Annotated in this window: 15 protein-coding genes; 5 read left to right on the top strand and 10 right to left on the bottom strand. The window is 37.5% G+C overall.

Features of this window, described 5'->3' with window-relative positions:
* Nucleotides 1-11 precede the first annotated feature (11 nt).
* Nucleotides 12-806: a type I methionyl aminopeptidase gene (gene map, locus AC1M85_RS06310; RefSeq protein ID WP_481592105.1), complete on the bottom strand. Its 795-nt coding sequence runs from the start codon at nucleotides 804-806 to the stop codon at nucleotides 12-14.
* A 344-nt stretch (nucleotides 807-1,150) separates the two neighbouring features.
* Between map and brnQ the strand changes: the two genes are divergently transcribed.
* Nucleotides 1,151-2,443: a branched-chain amino acid transport system II carrier protein gene (brnQ, locus tag AC1M85_RS06305; RefSeq protein WP_481589302.1), complete on the top strand. Its 1,293-nt coding sequence runs from the start codon at nucleotides 1,151-1,153 to the stop codon at nucleotides 2,441-2,443.
* A gap of 420 nt (nucleotides 2,444-2,863) precedes the next feature.
* Nucleotides 2,864-3,115: a hypothetical protein gene (locus AC1M85_RS06300; RefSeq protein WP_035266079.1), complete on the top strand. Its 252-nt coding sequence runs from the start codon at nucleotides 2,864-2,866 to the stop codon at nucleotides 3,113-3,115.
* Nucleotides 3,116-3,214: 99 nt separating this feature from the next.
* Here the strand turns inward: AC1M85_RS06300 and AC1M85_RS06295 are convergent, their stop codons facing one another.
* Nucleotides 3,215-3,670, bottom strand: a complete 456-nt coding sequence (locus AC1M85_RS06295; protein WP_257227597.1) for a hypothetical protein — start codon at nucleotides 3,668-3,670, stop codon at nucleotides 3,215-3,217.
* A gap of 146 nt (nucleotides 3,671-3,816) precedes the next feature.
* Entirely contained in the window at nucleotides 3,817-5,349 is a 1,533-nt protein-coding gene (locus AC1M85_RS06290; protein ID WP_488213767.1) for a TerC family protein, read from the bottom strand.
* A gap of 556 nt (nucleotides 5,350-5,905) precedes the next feature.
* On the opposite strand from AC1M85_RS06290, the gene AC1M85_RS06285 reads away from it, so the two are divergent.
* Complete coding sequence (locus AC1M85_RS06285; RefSeq protein WP_035266085.1) at nucleotides 5,906-6,370, top strand: MarR family winged helix-turn-helix transcriptional regulator; 465 nt, start codon at nucleotides 5,906-5,908, stop codon at nucleotides 6,368-6,370.
* A gap of 17 nt (nucleotides 6,371-6,387) precedes the next feature.
* Here the strand turns inward: AC1M85_RS06285 and AC1M85_RS06280 are convergent, their stop codons facing one another.
* From AC1M85_RS06280 to AC1M85_RS06260, 5 genes are all read right to left on the bottom strand, one after another.
* On the bottom strand, nucleotides 6,388-7,053 hold the full coding sequence (locus AC1M85_RS06280; protein WP_481592103.1) for an SOS response-associated peptidase: 666 nt from the start codon (nucleotides 7,051-7,053) through the stop codon (nucleotides 6,388-6,390).
* Nucleotides 7,054-7,112: 59 nt separating this feature from the next.
* Nucleotides 7,113-8,561 carry an aldehyde dehydrogenase family protein gene (locus tag AC1M85_RS06275; protein WP_488213766.1) on the bottom strand — a complete coding sequence of 483 codons (1,449 nt, stop codon included), beginning with the start codon at nucleotides 8,559-8,561 and terminating at the stop codon, nucleotides 7,113-7,115.
* Nucleotides 8,562-8,652: 91 nt separating this feature from the next.
* A complete protein-coding gene (locus AC1M85_RS06270) occupies nucleotides 8,653-10,815 on the bottom strand; it encodes a malate synthase G (protein WP_180028202.1) in 2,163 nt (720 codons plus the stop codon).
* 354 nt (nucleotides 10,816-11,169) lie between these two features.
* The gene (gene zapE, locus AC1M85_RS06265) at nucleotides 11,170-12,312 is read right to left on the bottom strand and encodes a cell division protein ZapE (protein ID WP_481587652.1); all 1,143 of its coding nucleotides are present in this window, start codon (nucleotides 12,310-12,312) and stop codon (nucleotides 11,170-11,172) included.
* A gap of 100 nt (nucleotides 12,313-12,412) precedes the next feature.
* Entirely contained in the window at nucleotides 12,413-13,423 is a 1,011-nt protein-coding gene (locus tag AC1M85_RS06260; protein WP_488213765.1) for an AraC family transcriptional regulator, read from the bottom strand.
* A gap of 155 nt (nucleotides 13,424-13,578) precedes the next feature.
* On the opposite strand from AC1M85_RS06260, the gene AC1M85_RS06255 reads away from it, so the two are divergent.
* Complete coding sequence (locus tag AC1M85_RS06255) at nucleotides 13,579-15,099, top strand: flavin-containing monooxygenase (protein WP_488213764.1); 1,521 nt, start codon at nucleotides 13,579-13,581, stop codon at nucleotides 15,097-15,099.
* A gap of 37 nt (nucleotides 15,100-15,136) precedes the next feature.
* On the opposite strand, the gene AC1M85_RS06250 is transcribed toward AC1M85_RS06255, so the two are convergent.
* Together AC1M85_RS06250 and msrB are read right to left on the bottom strand one after the other, a co-directional pair.
* Complete coding sequence (locus AC1M85_RS06250) at nucleotides 15,137-15,619, bottom strand: glutathione peroxidase (RefSeq protein WP_035266096.1); 483 nt, start codon at nucleotides 15,617-15,619, stop codon at nucleotides 15,137-15,139.
* On the bottom strand, nucleotides 15,616-16,035 hold the full coding sequence (gene msrB / locus AC1M85_RS06245) for a peptide-methionine (R)-S-oxide reductase MsrB (protein WP_035266138.1): 420 nt from the start codon (nucleotides 16,033-16,035) through the stop codon (nucleotides 15,616-15,618). Before msrB ends, AC1M85_RS06250 begins: the two co-directional genes overlap by 4 nt.
* A 151-nt stretch (nucleotides 16,036-16,186) precedes the next feature.
* Here msrB and AC1M85_RS06240 point away from each other — a divergent pair, with 151 nt between their 5' ends.
* The gene (locus AC1M85_RS06240; RefSeq protein ID WP_481611766.1) at nucleotides 16,187-17,422 is read left to right on the top strand and encodes a pyridoxal phosphate-dependent aminotransferase; all 1,236 of its coding nucleotides are present in this window, start codon (nucleotides 16,187-16,189) and stop codon (nucleotides 17,420-17,422) included.
* Nucleotides 17,423-17,588: the final 166 nt, after the last annotated feature.

Raw genomic sequence — 17,588 nt, 5'->3', positions numbered from 1 at the left:
GCTTTTGGGAATTAAATTACAGGATATTCACCCGTACCTTCAGGCCAAGGTGTCAATAATTCATATCCTTCATCAGTCACAGCAACCATATGTTCCCATTGTGCAGACCAAGATTTATCTGCTGTAACTACTGTCCATCCGTCTTTTAATTCTTTAACTTTGGCTTTGCCTGCATTCACCATAGGCTCAATGGTAAACACCATTCCTTTTCTTAATACTAATCCCTGACCAGGCTGTCCGTAATGCAATACATTCGGTTGCTCATGGTAGGTTTTTCCAATACCGTGACCACAATATTCACGTACAATCGTAAAACCTTCGCGTTGCGCAACTTGTTGAATAGCATGACCCACGTCACCTAGTGTCGCGCCAGGTTTAACCGTTTTAATACCTGCAAGCATCGCTTCATAAGTCGTATCGACTAATTTTTTTGCTTCAGGTTTAATTGTACCTACATAGTACATTCGACTGGTATCACCAAAATAACCATCCTTGATGATTGCAACATCAATATTAATGATGTCTCCATCCTCTAAGATAATATTGGAAGCAGGGATACCATGACATACAACTTCATTTTTCGAAATACAGGTTGTTTTTGTATATCCGTAATAACCGACATTTGCTGGCGTCACCTTGAGTGTATTGACGATGTAATCATTACAGATATCATCAAGATACTCAGTACTCACACCTGGCTTCACATAATCACCAATCATCGCTAGCACTTGTGCCGCAAGCCGACCCGATATTCTTAGTTTTTCAATATCTTGTTCAGTTTTAATGGTGACAGCTGTTGCCTTCATGATGAACCCCTTTTTAATTCAGGATTCATTATAGGACTTTCATTTCTCGATCACAAACGCTATAGATTGTCTTTAACTCAATCATTTTCGACTATTATTTAACCATTCAGTACATTATTTTATTTTGCGAATCAAGATCTATGCTCTGCTTGATTTCAATTCAATAAATAAATTTATTTTATTAGTTTTATAAATACATAGACTTAATTTAACTCATAATTTCCCATCCAATAAAATTATTCGCTTCTTGCTTTTTTACTATTCCATTCGATGGATGACCGCCCTCCCTATTTACTGACATTTGCTCTAAAATCGCTTTCTTTTTTCTTGAACCGATCTCCCTTATGACCAATTTGCGTACACGGGACATTATTGCCTTAGGTTTTATGACCTTTGCACTATTTATCGGTGCAGGCAATATTATCTTCCCACCTATTGTTGCTCAACAAGCGGGTGAACATGTTTGGTTAGCTGCTTTTGGCTTCTTAATTACTGCTGTTGGCCTTCCTGTTATCACGATCATTGCGCTATCGCGTGTTGAAGGCTCTATTCAACTTTTAAGCTCTCCATTGGGTAAGATTGCAAGTTTAATCTTAACCGTAGCATGCTATCTTGCTGTTGGACCACTTTTCGCGACACCTCGGACAGCTACAGTTTCTTTTGAAATTGGTTTTTCGAGTTATTTTGGAACGTCTTCATCGACCTTGTTGATCTACAGTGCAATTTATTTTGCATTTGTAACGTTAATCTCACTTTATCCGAATAAAATTTTGGATACTGTCGGCTATGTTTTATCTCCACTCAAAATTCTCTCTTTGATCATTTTAGGTGGTAGTGCCTTTTTAGTTTCTGCAGATTATATCCCTGCACCTATTGGAAACTATATCAATAGTCCTGTTTCAGAAGGATTTGTTAATGGTTATTTAACCATGGACACTTTAGGAGCTTTAGTATTTGGTATTGTCATTATTAATGCGATACGTTCACGTGGTGTAAATGATCAAAAGTTAATTACCAAATATGCAGTGATCGCAAGTTTAATTTCAGGTATTGGCCTTACACTGGTTTACATTAGCCTATTTAAACTTGGACTGAGTAGTCACGAGGCTGCACCTAACGCTGCAAATGGTGCCATTATTCTCCATGGCTATGTTCAGCATGCCTTTGGTGACTTTGGCTCATATTTTCTAGGGGCGATGATTTTTATCGCATGCATGGTTACGGCAATTGGTTTGACTTGTGCATGTGCAGAATATTTCTCACAAATCACGAAGATTACTTACAAAAAATGGGTTTTCATTCTTGTTGGTTTCTCATTTGTCATTTCCAACTTAGGTTTAACCAAGTTAATCGCCTTCTCTGTACCTGTATTAAGTGCAATCTACCCACCAGCGATTGTGGTGATCATGATGGGATTTATGTGGAAGTTCTTTAATTCCGCTCCACGCGTCATTGCGCCTGTTACAGCGGTTGCTTTCATATTCGGTATTATTGATGGACTTAAGGTTGCAGAATTAGATCATTTCTTGCCAGCATTTATGAACAATCTACCATTGGCTGAACAAAATTTAGCATGGTTGATTCCTTCTTTAGTTGTATTTGTCATTGTCTACACGCTGGATAGACTGAAGAAGTAAATTCAGGTGATTTATCAATAAATATTGTTTTACCCAAACCGTATTTGTTCTGTAATCAATAATTGTCTCGTTTATCCAACAGACTATTATTGCTTACCCACCTTAACTTTGACCTCATCAGTCAGATTTGGAATGACTTTTGCTACTATTTATTTGTTTTGCAAGATGCTAAAAAGTAAATAGATTAAAGAATTACAAGAAACTCTATTCATCTCATCACGATTTATCGAAATAATTCTAGCACTTAGCTCACGTAGTATCTTAATTTCAAATATTTCGACTTTTGTCATATTAATGTCATAATTTATTTACATAATAGAGTGTTAAAAACTTGCTTTATTCTTCAATCCCCTGTACAAGTATGTAAACAAAGTCGACTAAATCATTCAGATTTGTCATGAATTATCAGGAGGGATGGAGATGTTATCATTACATTTCAACAAGCAAGTCTTCATTAATACTCTTAAAGCGAACAACAATGCTGTCGTTTTTTTAAGCACAATGTTTGCTCTCATGCTGACACTTGTTGTGCAAGGTACAATTCAAGGCACGTTGAAGCTTGAATATTTTGCTTATGCACTTGCTGCGACGCTAGCATTTTACGTGTGGGCCTTTATTGACACGAAATATCGTACTCAAAAGCTTTCTGATCAAGAAGCACATTTAGACTAAGAGATGGATGCCAAAGCATCCATCTTAAAGTCAATGTCATCATTCAAATCACACTATCAAAATAACAAATTTTTCAATTCAGCTCTTCTACTGATTTACTTAGAATAACCCAATATACAAACCATAAAGCAAACCTAAGGTCGCCCCAACCTCACCTACGACCAATAGTACCATCGCACCTCTCATGAGCAATTTTGGTAATTCAATACGCCCTAATTGATGTGGTTCTTTGAACTGATTTGTCGTATCTTTCAATAAGCCATGCAAAATATAACTTAAAATTGAGAATGCAAAAAAGAAAATATTAATCAAAATAAAGAGCAAATTGATTGATTCATTCAATGCTGAAAAATATGCCATAACCGCTAGAATTAACGTTGCAGGTGCATATAGCAAACTACTTCTATGCGCAATATCAACATAATAATGTGCTCGAGCTTGTTTAGATAAGCTGATTTGCACATACTTCCAAACGCCAGTAAGCATACCGGTCAATAAAAAAATACCACTAAAAAATATAGCGAGTCGTACCGATAATTCCATTTGATCAACCATGATCTTACATTCCTTCGCTAGAATACACATTGCAATATGTATAGCATCTTATCTCATATTTCAAATTATGACTTGGCTATATACATGCTTTATATAGAGATTTAAGCCAAAAAAAAGCTCCTTTACGGAGCTTTTTTTATCAGACACTAAAGCGTAATTTTAACGGTTTTAATTCGATTATCTTCCATTTCTAGAATTTCAAAATTAACCCCTTGATGTTCGATCACCATACCAACATCAACCGCCCCACTCGTTTTATCTAAAATTAGTCCTGCAACACTGAAATAACCAGAGTCTTCTTGCACCAGAACTAAATCTAAAATATCAAGAGCCAGCTCTAATTGATATAGATCCAACATACCAGATGCCTTCCAAGTGGTATCGTCGATTTTGACCAATTCAAGCTGTTCATCAGCATCTGGGAATTCACCAGCAATTGCTTCAAAAACATCCAACGGTGAAATTAAACCTTGAATATTGCCATATTCATTTGTAACAAGTACCAATGAACCTTTTGAAGTTCTTAATGTATTAATTGCATCAATCACTTTCATTTTTTCATAAATGAAAATAGGACGCACACGTTTCATCAAATCTTTCAGTTGATCTGGATCATCTAATGCATCAATCAATTCTTTTGCACGTACAATCGTGATGACTTTATCTAATTGTCCACGGCAAACAGGGAAAAGACTATGAGGTACAGCTAAAACCTGTTCGCGAATTGCTTCGGCATCGTCTTCAATATTTACCCAAGAAATTTGATTTCGAGGTGTCATAATTGAAGCAACTGAACGTTCAGCAAGTGATAGCACACCACCAACCATATAACGTTCTTCATCACCAAAAGCTTGTTGAATTTCTTCAACTTCTTTGGATGTTGCAATATCGGCATCCAATTTACTGCCCATCAATTTTAAAATTGAATCTGCAGTTCGATGACGTAATGGAATCTTCGCTTGATTTTTTTCAAGATTACGATTCGAAAATTGATTGAATGCTTCAATTAGAATTGCAACACCAATACCTGAATAAATATAACCTTTAGGGATATGGAATCCAAAACCTTCAGCGATTAGACTTACACCGATCAATAACAAGAAACTTAAACAAAGGATAACCACCGTAGGATGACGGTTAACAAACGTAGTTAACGGTTTTGATGCAATTAACATGACAACCATAGCGACAATCATCGCAGCCATCATCACGTAAATATTATCTACCATTCCAATTGCAGTGATCACTGAGTCGAGTGAAAATACTGCATCAAGCACTACGATCTGAGCGACGACTGCAGCAAAACCAGCGTACACGACATTGTTATTCGTTTTAATCTCGGGTTTACCCTCCATTTTTTCATGGAGTTCATTGACAGCCTTATACACAAGGAATAGACCACCAAACAGCAATATCAAATCTCGACCTGAGAATGTTTTTCCAAAAACTTCAATCAATGGCTGTGTTAAGGTCACTAACCATGAGATCGCAAAAAGCAAACCTAGACGCATCAATAATGCGAGGGATAAACCGATTACACGGGCTTTGTCACGTTGTTCTGGAGGAAGTTTTTCTGCAAGGATCGCAATAAATACTAAGTTATCAATACCTAAAACGATTTCGAGAATGATAAGGGTAATTAACCCTATCCAAATGCCAGGATCCAATAGAAATTCCATATTAAATCTCCTGGTTCTTATTATTTAAGATAATGTAAGAAGCTAAATTAGGCCAACACGGCGACGGGTCCATATATAAAGTTACCTTTTCAGAAATGATGGAACTATTATGCATAAGAATTTAATTTTGTAATTACTTTTTTTTGGTTCGAAACAATTTTTTATGTAAATTGAGATCATATCTTTAGTCGTAATTGCCATCCTTGAATAGTCTTTGACATTTTCGACACAAAAAAAAATATCAGTGCCAAGTTATAGTTCCTCTATTTTTCAATAGAATTTGGTCAGCGTGGAATTGACATAAAGATATAATCATGAAGATCAATATAGCTGTATTTTTCGAATCTTCTGTTTTGATACACATAAAAATATTTACAGATCATTGAAATATGTTTTATAAAACTGAAGTCAATAGGTGTCATACCTTTTGTCTGATTTAAGGTAAGCGCTTGAACATAAGTTGATTATTTGAACAAAGTTCTTTTAATATAGGTTATGCTTCATGTAATATTTAAATTAATAAAAACAATTAAGTTACACTGACAAGGACGTAGCGATGTCAAAAAAATATGCAAAATTTTTACCTTCATCTGAAAATTTTGAACTCGAAAATTTTCCATTCTATTGGATCACTCAAGTCCATTCTCAGTATGTACTGAATGTTGACCATGTGCTCAAAAAGTATGGCGTTGATAATTCTCGTCGACGTTTGCTTGTCGCATTGTCTACTAAACCAGATGCAAGTGTTTCAGAACTCTCTGACATGATTGTGTCAAAAATGTCGACGACTACAAAAATCGTTTACCGTTTAAAAGATGAAGGAATGGTTGACACTTACTCGTGTGAAAACGATGCCCGTATTACACGTGTGGTACTGACACCAAAAGGTTTAGAAATGACAAAAAAAATTAATGACCTGATGAGTGTGGTTCTTGAACAAACATTTGAGGGATTAACCCCACTTCAAATTGAAAAACTAATGGAAAGCTTAAAGCATATTTTCAAAAATTTAGCGCATTAATTTTCCTAAACTTTAGATTAAAGCCCATCATCAAACATATTGAGTTGGGCTGTATTGTTCTGCCGTGGTTTTGGACAATAAAAACATTCAAATTCCCCTACTGGAAAGCCTTCAACAAAGTTCTGAATGTCGGGGGATTTTAAACTCAACCACTGATCTAATTTATGGTGCGGAATAATAATTACTGACCGTTTAACATCTCCAGGCTCATGAAAATCCTTCATCATTTCGTGATGAATAGCATCCATGGTAATCATCGTTGCTGAACGATAAATAATTTGATCAATTTTCGTGATTTCATACAACGCTGCGATAAAAAATGCCTGACCATCTTTTCTTCTCACACCCCATCGTTGCGGTCGTCCATTAATATATTTTGCTTCATAAAACTCAGTGACTGGAATTACACCAAATTTACATTTTTCAAATGCTTCTTGAAAACTTCTTTTTTCGCTTAATGTTTCATTGCGTGCATTATAGGTTTTCTTCGCTATTTCTGTATCAGTTGCCCATTTTGGTATAAAACCAAAATTAACTAACCTCCACTCGTAGCTATGATCAGATTTAAATAATAACGGGGTTTCGTAGCTTGGATAAACCTCTTCCACATATTCAAATGAAATATGTGGAAGTTCTAATGCTTGGATTTGATGCGCTTGTATTGGCTTAAAGTTGGCACACATAGCATAATTTTCAATACTATAAAAAACTTAGGCTATTATAGCCGATCCAATTCAGTTCATTATGATGATATTGGTACTGTCATCCAGTGTGTACGCGTGAATTCATCCATAATCCAATGCCCATTAAAGCGCCCTAATCCAGAGTTCTTTTCTCCACCGAATGGTGCATTAGCATGGTCTGCAACACTTATACCATTAATATGCGTCATTCCAATGTCGAGTTTTGAAGCGATTTCTACTCCGTGCTTAATATCAGATGTACATACAGCACCAGATAAACCAAACAGTGTGTCATTGGCGATTTGAATTGCATGTGCCTCATCATCTGCTCTGATGATCGGCAGAATTGGTCCGAAGCTTTCCTCTTGAGCAATTGCATATGTCGGCAACACATCGATAAACACATGAGGTGAAACCAAATTATTCTCAATGCCCCCAGCATAGACCAACTTAGCACCTTCTATTTGAGCCTGATCAATAATTCGTTGATGCTGCTTCACTTGTGTATTATTGATAATAGGTCCTATAAGCGTCTCATCAAGATTAGGATCACCCACAGGAATATCTTTTACTTTGCTTAAAAGCTTTTCAACATATTCATTGTGAATTGATTGATCTACGATGACACGATTAGTGCTCATACAGATTTGACCTTGGTGAAGGAAGCGCCCCTTGATCGTCAAATCGACTGCCAAATCTAAATCTGCATCTTTAAGAATTAATAATGGCGCATTCCCCCCAAGCTCTAAAGCAAGTCGTTTGATTCTAGAGCTGGCCATCGCTTTAGCACCAACATTTTGTCCTACTTCTGTAGAACCAGTGAATGAAATCATCTTCGGAATAGGATGCTCGACAAAATAATCCCCTATTTCACTACCACTACCCACAATGACATTCAGTACACCAGCGGGCACACCCGCCTCTTCAAACAATTTCCCTAATAATGTTCCACCTGTAACAGGTGTGTCACTCGCAGGTTTTAGTACCACTGTATTTCCACATGCGATTGCGCAAACAACCGATCGCATTGACAAATGAAATGGAAAATTCCAAGGGCTAATGACAGCAATAACACCCAACGCTTTGCGTTGATAAAAACTTTTTCTCGCAGGATCTTTACTTTCTAGCTGAACAGTTTGGATTTGATCAGGAAAAGTGAATGATTCTGAGATAATACCAAGCGCAGCACCTACTTCAATATTTGCCTTGAGACGCGTACTTCCAGACTCGGTAATCAGCCAATCTATAATTTCGTCTTTACGTAATTGTATGATGTCATGCAGCTTCTGAATGATTTTCTTGCGATCTATAGCAGAGGTAGTTAAGCCAAGATCAAATGCTTGTTGTGCTGCAGAAAAAGCGAGATCAACATCAGACTGATTCGCCGCTTGAATTTGGTGTATTTCTTTTAAATCAAATGGATTAAAATTTTGTATGACACGCTCTGAAGAGCCTTTTAACCAAGAACCGTTAATATACTGTTGATTTAAATTTGAATATCGCGTCATTTTATGTCCCTCTACATGCCACTTTTTACCCAATGGTCAACTATTTTACACAGTCGTAAAAAAAGCCTCCGGAGAGGCTTTCTTATTTTAATTAGTCACCAGTATAACCTTTAAGCTTCAAGCGGTAAGCATGAAGTAATGGTTCTGTATAACCTGATGGTTGTTCAGCACCTTTAAACACTAAATCATATGCTGCTTGGTAAGCATAACCGTCAAACCCAGGCGCCATTGGTGTGTACGCTGGATCGTTCGCATTTTGCTCATCTACAATTTTAGCCATACGTTGCATTACTTCTTCAACTTGCTCTTTAGTCACGATACCGTGACGTAACCAGTTAGCAACGTGTTGAGATGAAATACGTAAAGTTGCACGGTCTTCCATCAAACCAACGTTGTTGATGTCTGGAACTTTAGAACAACCAACACCCAAATCAACCCAACGAACAACATAACCAAGAATACCCTGAAGGTTATTTTCTAACTCTTTGGTTTTCTCTTCATCAGTCCAATTCGTATCAGTCGCTAATGGTGGAGTTAATAAATCATCTAAAGGTAATGCTTCAGTTTTTAACAACTCTTGTTGACGCGCTGAAACATTACATTGGTGATAGTGAATCGCATGAATTACAGCACCAGATGGTGATGGAACCCAAGCACAGCTCGCACCAGCTTCAGGATGCTCAATTTTGGTTTTATACATATCTAAAAGCATATCTGGTTTAGGCCACATGCCTTTACCAATTTGTGCTTTGCCACGTAAGCCTGCTTGTAAACCAACCATCACGTTACGGTTTTCATATGCAGGGAACCAAATTTGAGATTTAACTTCACCCTTACGAACGAATGGACCTGCTTCCATAAAGGTATGGATTTCGTCACCTGTACGGTCCATAAATCCTGTGTTAATGAAGATGGTACGATCTTTCGCTTGAGCAATACAGTTTTTCAAGTTTACAGAAGTACGGCGCTCTTCATCCATGATCCCGATTTTAAGCGTTTTTGCTGGCAAACCTAGAGCTTGTTCTGCACGCTCAAATAGTTCAACTGCAAATGCAACTTCTTCAGGGCCATGCATCTTAGGTTTAACGATATACATAGAACCTTTACGAGAATTCTTAATTTCGTTTTGACCTTTGATGTCAGCAAACGTTAACAACGGTGTGATCAATGCATCCATGATACCTTCATAGATTTCTTGACCATCCACAAGGATCGCCGGGTTTGTCATCAAATGACCAACGTTACGAAGAAGCATCAATGAACGACCGTGTAAAGTTGTTTCGCCACCGATCAGATTCTTGTGGGTACGGTCTTTGTTTAAAGCACGAGTAATGATTTTACCATTTTTCTCGATTTTCTCTTCCAAAGTACCCTTCATCAAACCTAACCAGTTACGGTAGCCTTCAACTTTTTCTTCAGCATCAACCGCAGCAATTGAGTCTTCCAAATCTTGAATCGTTGTTACCGCAGATTCTAAAACAAGATCTTTTACGCCAGCAGCATCCGTTTGACCAATTGGGCTTGTCGCATCGATTTCAATGATGACATGCAAACCATTATTTAATAAAACGATTTCTGTCGGCGCAGACTCTTCACCATTAAAACCTACAAATTGAGCTTCTTTAGCCAAATTCGTTGTGCTGCCATCTTTAAGCGTTACCACTAATTTTTTTGCTTCAACAGCGTATTTCGTAGCATCCGCATGTGATCCATTTGCTAAAGGGAAAGTTTCATTTAAGAAATTTTTAGCAAAAGCGATAACTTTTTCGCCACGAACAGGGTTATACCCCTTACCTTTTTCCGCACCGCCTTCTTCCGAGATGACATCGAAACCATACAATGCGTCATATAAAGAGCCCCAACGAGCATTTGCAGCGTTCAAGCAGTAACGTGCATTACGTACAGGCACAACCAATTGTGCACCCGCCAATAGTGCGATTTCTTCATCTACATTTTCAGTTGTAATTTGAAAATCTTCTACTTCTGGTAATAAGTAGCCAATTTCTGTCAGGAAAGCTTTGTAAGCTCCTAATTCAAATTTATTATTGCGGTGCCATTCATCAATTTTCGCTTGAATGTCATCACGCTTAGCCAAGAGTGCTTTATTTTTTGGGCTAAGATCAACAACGACTTGTTCAAAGTTTTTCCAGTAAGTTTCACTGTCTAAACCAGAACCTGGTAGTGCTTCATTTTCGATGAAATCGTAGAGTTCTTTAGCAATCGCTAACTTGCCTTTCTGAATACGTGCAGTCATTGTCTTTCCTGATATTGCTACTTTTTATACAAGAGAATCTAGTATACCCATTTATAAATTGCTGAATAGTAATATCACATTGCTAAATAGTGATCATTTATTATAGACACCAATCAGATGAGACTTTTGATCTATTACTTATTGAGTCGTTTTAATTCAACAATCTAATTACAGTGTATAAAGTTTTATAAAGGTAGAAATTAGACTTAAGTGCCAATTTCCATCAAATCTGATTTAATTTAAACCAATATGTCTATTTTCTCTACGCTTTTAAGCGACGATTTCAAATTTATTCCACTCCAAATAAAAAAACCCAAACATCATCTGTTTGGGTTCGTTTTTGAATTTTCACATTTATTCTGCAGGCATATCAATTTGTCGATGCGCAGATTGTAAATAGTCATCTGATTGCATTTCGAGTAAGCGTGAACGTGTGCGTTCGATTTCAAACGCTAATTTTTCGCCACTATATATATCAATGATACTGGCATGTGAGGTTAGTAATAATTTAACACCACGATCATAGAACTCATCGACTAAATAAATGAATCGGCGTGTTCCTTCTGATAAATAATCATTCAGATCGGGAACATTACTGACTAGGACAGTGTTATAAGTGTTCGCAATTTCGATAAAGTCCGCAGGACTTCGTGGCTTCATACAAAGTTCAGAAAACTCACACCACAATACATCTTCAGTATGACCAATTGTATCGACATTACGTCCATTAATGATGATCGGTTCTTCACTCACATTTTGAGCACTGGTTAATGCTGAAAAACGTTGTGCCATCCATACCTGATTATCATGGCTTAAAGGTGATTTGAACAACTGCGCTTGTTTCAGTACACGCAAACGATAGTCAACACCTGCATCCACATTCAAAATGACACAATTCTTTTTTACCATTTCAATCGTTGGAATAAAGCGGTCGCGATGAATACCGTTCTTGTATAAACCATCTGGTGCAATGTTTGATGTCGCAACAAGTGTAATTCCACGAACAAATAGCTTTTGGAATAAATCACTTAAAATCATCGCATCCGTGACATTTGATACAAAGAATTCATCAAAACAGATCACAACCGCATCTTTGTAAATTTGATCAGCAACGATGTCGAGTGGATTTTGCTGTCCTGAATTTTTATTTAACTCTTTATGCACATATTGCATAAAATGATGGAAATGCATACGCGTCTTACGACGGAATGGTATCGCATCATAAAACTGGTCCATCAACCAAGTTTTTCCACGCCCAACACCACCCCACATATAAACACCCTTCGGGGCTGTTTGACGGCGAAAACGTCGAAACGCTTTTTTAGAAGCTTTATATCGTAAGATCAGTTCTTCCCAAACACGATTAAGTTCATGTACAGCTTGAGCTTGAGCATCATCAGGCATAAATTGTCCTGACGAAATTGCGTGAGCATAACGTTCTGCAGGTGATTGCGGAGTGTGACTTAAACTATTTTGCGAAGAATGAGAATGGAACATAGATATTGATTACTTTTTTAGGCCGTCGGAAGTATAACGAATATTTAAAAAAATGATAAATAACACTTTGGCATATACCATTTGAGCATACATGCTGAGGTTATTTCCCATACTGTCGTGGACTTTGTCCAAACCATCTTTTAAAAGCATGGTTAAATGCTGCAGGTTCTGAATATCCAAGCATTTCAGCTATTACTTCGATTGAATACTCTTTGTACTCAATTAATCGAAGCGCTTTCTCTCGAATGAGTTGCTCCCGTATTTGCTTATAGCTTGTATCCAGTTGGTTAAGCTGATGTCGCAAAGTACGCTCTGGAATATTCAATGCTTGAGCAGTTTCTGCCATTGTTGGAATCTGCCCCGTTTGTAAATCCAAATAATCGTGAATTCTTTGAATCAACTGGTGTTGATTCAATTGTTGTGCATTCAATCTTTCGATTTCAGCATTACATCTTTGTTGATGGACATTAAATGTGATTTGATCAGCTGAAGGCAACTTCAATTCTAAAATTTCAGCATCAAAAATCAGTCGAAATTTCTCTTGTTCAAACCGAACTTGTTCACCGAAATAATTCAAATACTTGTTCAAAAAAATGGATTCTTTCGGTCGTGAAAACGGCAATTCAATCTGCACTTCAGGAAAGGGCAATCCTATCATTTTGTAGATATCTTGCACGAATTTAACCGTACCTGAAATTTCACATTGAGCCCTGAACTCATCAACTTCACTTTGTAAATTGAGTGGCTCATAACATAAAGCCGCATAGACACTCGTCTGCTCTAATGTAAGCCTACCCGATAAATGGGTAAGCGCTTGATAGCGTATTCCATTTGTGAGAGCCGCACCGACATTCGAGCTTGTGACCAACAGCATGAGAAGCGGACCATAGCCTGCGAGCGCATAATGTTGACCGACATCCAAACCAAGCAGCGGGTTAACCCCTTTAGCAATAATTCTTTGAATCATTTGTTCTAATTCAGGTTGAATCGTTGAACTCGGATCTAAGGCATCCGCCTTTAAACCGACAGCTTCCAATCTTTCGTCCACATTTATTCCGACCTGTCGCATGCCCTGTATGAGATACAACAAACCGAGAATCGACCTTTTCATAAAACAGAATTTTAAAATTAAAGTTGCATATGTTTTACCCTAAAAAAAAGGGAAAGAATATTGCCGAAAATATCAATATTAAATGTCAATGAAATCATGTCAGTTTCAGTCCAGACTGCTTATGATAGCTTCAAATAATATAAACGAGTATTAAAATGGAAATTACATCAGATCAGCTAGATACAAATTCAGTCGACTTAACTGAAACGCAACTCATCAAGAAAAATACTAAAATTGCGATTATCGGCGCCGGATTTGGAGGATTAGCCACAGCTATTCAACTTCTTAAACGCGGTATCAAAGATTTTGTTATTCTTGAAAAAGCTACAGATGTAGGTGGTACTTGGCGTGAAAATCAATACCCGGGTGCTGCATGTGATGTGCAGTCTCATATGTATTCATTATCTTTTGCACCTAAATCTGATTGGACAAAACGATATGCTGAAGCACCTGAAATTTTTCAATATATTCAAGATCTTATTCAAGAATATGATTTAAAAAAATTTATTCAATTTGATACCGAAGTCATTTCGACACGCTTCGATGAGCAAGCTCATGCGTGGGAAATCTCCATCAAGAATCAAAGTGCTCTACGCAGTCAATTCCTTATTTTTGCCTCTGGTCCATTGCATATTCCTCAAATTCCAAAAATTAAAGGTATCGAAAAATTTAAAGGCGAAGTATTCCACTCATCATCTTGGAATCATGCTTATGACCTGAATGGTAAACGTGTAGCCAGTATCGGCACAGGTGGAAGTGCTATTCAATATATTCCTGAGATTGCACCAAAAACCAAACAGTTATACGTGTTTCAAAGAACTGCTGCATGGGTAATACCGCGCGATGAACGTGCTTATAATGCTTTAGACAAAAAACTGTTTGCCCAATACGACTGGTTTAGAAAATTGCATCGAGCGCGCTTGTATTGGTCAAATGAATCACGCGTAGTTCCGATTGTAAAACCTCAAATGATGCGACTGGGTCAAAAACTTGCAGAAGCTTTTATTCGCTTCCAAGTCAAAGATAAAGAAATAGCAAAAAAATTGACACCAGATTACACCATGGGGTGTAAAAGAATTTTGGTATCAAATCGATATTTCCCAACATTTAATCGCAAGAATGTAGAGCTCGTGACGGACAGCATCCAAGAAATTACTGAAAATGCGATTGTTACCAAAGATGGGCAAGTACGAGAAATAGATTGCTTAATTTACGGTACTGGTTTTATTACTGATCCACGAATTTATTTAAAAGATTTTAAATGTTATGGTGAAAATGGTATTGAGTTGAAAGAAGCATGGAAAGAGGGTGCTGAAAGCTACTATGGAATTTCTACCAAAGGATTTCCAAATCTCTTTCAACTTTTAGGCCCGAATACTGTTTTAGGTCATAACTCTGTAATTTTTATGATCGAATCTCAAGTGAATTACATTCTACAACTGATTGAAGCTGTAGAAAAATCCAAAACCAAAGCAATCGTGGTCAAAGATGTAGTCCAAGAAGAATTCAACCGTAAAATCCAAGAAAAATTTGCAGGCACAGTTTGGCAATCTGGCTGTGTGAGTTGGTATCAGCAAGAAGGCGGAAAGAATTTTTCACTTTGGCCGAGTTATACATGGAAGTATTGGCTAGAAACCAAAAATGCAAATCTAGCCGATTACCGTTTCTTGAATTAAATGAATAAAAAAATCAGCTCAATTGAGCTGATTTTTTTTACTGAGCCAGTGCTTTTTGAATATCATCTTCGATGCTTTCTGGTTTAGTTGTAGGTGCATATCGATTAAGCACTTTGCCATCTTTTCCAATCAAAAATTTGGTAAAGTTCCACTTAATTCCACTTCCTAAAATGCCTTTGCTGTTGTTGGTGAGATACCGAAAAATCACATGGGCTTCAGGACCTTTTACATCCACTTTAGCGAACATCGGAAAGGATACACCGTAATTTCTCTGGCAGAAACTACCAATTTCTTCATGCGTACCCGGATCTTGCCCACCAAATTGATTACACGGAAATCCTAGTACCTCAAAACCTTGATCTTTATACTTTTCATACAGCGCTTCCAACCCTGCAAATTGTGGCGTAAATCCACATTTGCTGGCTGTGTTGACTATCAATAGCACTTTACCTTCATAGTCCGAAAATTGCTTATTTTCCCCTTCTAGCAATTCTGCCTCAAATTGATAAATATTGGTCATGGATAGGTTTCCTCATCATTTTTTTCTTGGGTTTTTAATTCTAATGAAGCTGAGTTTACACAATAGCGAAGACCTGTAGGTTCAGGTCCATCCTCAAAAACATGACCTAGATGTGCGTCACAATGATGACAAACAATCTCAGTACGAATCATGCCATGTGAGTGATCGTCATGTTCTTCAATGACTGTTTGGTTGATTGGACGATAAAAACTAGGCCATCCACAACCACTGTCATATTTGGTTTCTGAAGTAAATAAAGGTTCGCCACAGCAACGACAAACATAAGTTCCTTCTTGTTTGGTATTCCAATATCGCCCTGTGAAAGCAGGCTCAGTTCCCTTTTGACGGGTAATGCGATACTCCTCTGGTGATAACTCTCTTTGCCATTCTCGGTCTGTTTTATTGAGTTTTCCCATGATTAACTCCTTTAAATCTTTGACATTCAATGTCATGCTTCAGTACCTTCATATTTACGCTAGAGCTTGAAAAATTTCTAGCTAAATTTCTACATAGATTGTGATATTTAGTAATCTATTTTTATTCACTCAAAAATAATTGGATGGGAATATGTCCGTTTTAGGTAACACTACTCCACGCGAAATTAAGAAATCGTCTAAGCTCGAGCATGTATGCTATGACATTCGTGGACCTGTGTTACGCGCCGCCAACGAAATGGAAGAAGCCGGACATAAGATAATTAAACTCAATATCGGCAACCCAGCGCCCTTCGGTTTTGAAGCACCTCAAGAAATTATCAATGATGTTGCGTTGAACTTACCAAATGCAATCGGCTATACAGACTCAAAAGGGATTTTCCCTGCCCGCAAAGCGGTTTGTCAGTATTATCAACAAAAAGGTATTTTCAATATGCATGTCAATGACGTGTATATTGGGAATGGTGTTTCTGAGCTGATTGTAATGGCTATGCAAGGCCTGTTAGATGACGGCGATGAAATGCTGGTACCAATGCCAGATTATCCATTATGGACTGCTGCCGTTAATCTTTCTGGTGGTACAGCAATTCATTATAAATGTGATGAAGAAGATAATTGGTATCCTGATATTCAGGATATGGAAAACAAAATTACGCCTAATACTCGTGGGATCGTGATTATCAATCCGAACAACCCAACGGGTGCTGTTTATCCACGCCATGTCTTAGAAAAAATTGTCGCTCTTGCAAAAAAATATGACCTGATTTTATTTGCTGATGAGATCTACGATAAGATCGTTTACGATGGAATCGAACATGTATCGGTCGCTGCCCTTGCGGGTAATCAACTGTGTATTTCATTTAACGGATTATCTAAATCCTATCGAATTGCTGGATACCGTTCAGGCTGGATGGCAATTACGGGTGATAAGACTCGTGCGGCAGATTATATTGAAGGTCTAGATATGCTCGCGTCAATGCGCCTGTGTGCTAACCATCAAGCTCAATACGCTATTCAAACTGCATTGGGTGGCTACCAGTCTATCAACGATTTAATTCGTCCAGGTGGTCGTTTGTATGAGCAACGCAATATTGCTTGGCAAATGTTGAATGAAATCCCAGGTGTAAGTTGCGTTAAACCTGAAGGTGCAATGTATTGTTTCCCTAAACTTGATCCTGTAGTTTATCCGATTCAGGATGATGAACAGTTTATGCTTGACTTCCTCAAAGCAGAAAAAGTGTTATTGGTACAAGGCACAGGATTCAACTGGCCTACGCCTGATCATTTCCGTGTGGTGTTCTTGCCTGCTGAAAATGAACTTCGTGAAGCGATTAACCGTTTAGGAAGATTCTTGGCGAAAATGCGTTAATTCAGTCGTTTTATGTGAATGATGTATTTAAAACCCCCAGATTTCAATCTGGGGGTTTTATATTTAATATTTTGATTATTTCATGATATTAATTTCATTTTGATTATATACAAGCACCCTTCTTTTCCTTTATCGTGATTAAGCATTATCCATGCACAATACTATA

Source organism: Acinetobacter sp. 24-47-64, assembly GCF_057737055.1.
This window is presented reverse-complemented; position numbering and strand designations above follow the sequence as displayed.

What these genes read in the sequence shown, in the direction of transcription:
- map (WP_481592105.1), bottom strand. Translation starts at nt 806, where the DNA reads ATGAAGGCAACAGCTGTCACCATTAAAACTGAACAAGATATTGAAAAA.
- brnQ (WP_481589302.1), top strand. Translation starts at nt 1,151, where the DNA reads ATGACCAATTTGCGTACACGGGACATTATTGCCTTAGGTTTTATGACC.
- AC1M85_RS06300 (WP_035266079.1), top strand. Translation starts at nt 2,864, where the DNA reads ATGTTATCATTACATTTCAACAAGCAAGTCTTCATTAATACTCTTAAA.
- AC1M85_RS06295 (WP_257227597.1), bottom strand. Translation starts at nt 3,670, where the DNA reads ATGGTTGATCAAATGGAATTATCGGTACGACTCGCTATATTTTTTAGT.
- AC1M85_RS06290 (WP_488213767.1), bottom strand. Translation starts at nt 5,349, where the DNA reads ATGGAATTTCTATTGGATCCTGGCATTTGGATAGGGTTAATTACCCTT.
- AC1M85_RS06285 (WP_035266085.1), top strand. Translation starts at nt 5,906, where the DNA reads ATGTCAAAAAAATATGCAAAATTTTTACCTTCATCTGAAAATTTTGAA.
- AC1M85_RS06280 (WP_481592103.1), bottom strand. Translation starts at nt 7,053, where the DNA reads ATGTGTGCCAACTTTAAGCCAATACAAGCGCATCAAATCCAAGCATTA.
- AC1M85_RS06275 (WP_488213766.1), bottom strand. Translation starts at nt 8,561, where the DNA reads ATGACGCGATATTCAAATTTAAATCAACAGTATATTAACGGTTCTTGG.
- AC1M85_RS06270 (WP_180028202.1), bottom strand. Translation starts at nt 10,815, where the DNA reads ATGACTGCACGTATTCAGAAAGGCAAGTTAGCGATTGCTAAAGAACTC.
- zapE (WP_481587652.1), bottom strand. Translation starts at nt 12,312, where the DNA reads ATGTTCCATTCTCATTCTTCGCAAAATAGTTTAAGTCACACTCCGCAA.
- AC1M85_RS06260 (WP_488213765.1), bottom strand. Translation starts at nt 13,423, where the DNA reads ATGAAAAGGTCGATTCTCGGTTTGTTGTATCTCATACAGGGCATGCGA.
- AC1M85_RS06255 (WP_488213764.1), top strand. Translation starts at nt 13,579, where the DNA reads ATGGAAATTACATCAGATCAGCTAGATACAAATTCAGTCGACTTAACT.
- AC1M85_RS06250 (WP_035266096.1), bottom strand. Translation starts at nt 15,619, where the DNA reads ATGACCAATATTTATCAATTTGAGGCAGAATTGCTAGAAGGGGAAAAT.
- msrB (WP_035266138.1), bottom strand. Translation starts at nt 16,035, where the DNA reads ATGGGAAAACTCAATAAAACAGACCGAGAATGGCAAAGAGAGTTATCA.
- AC1M85_RS06240 (WP_481611766.1), top strand. Translation starts at nt 16,187, where the DNA reads ATGTCCGTTTTAGGTAACACTACTCCACGCGAAATTAAGAAATCGTCT.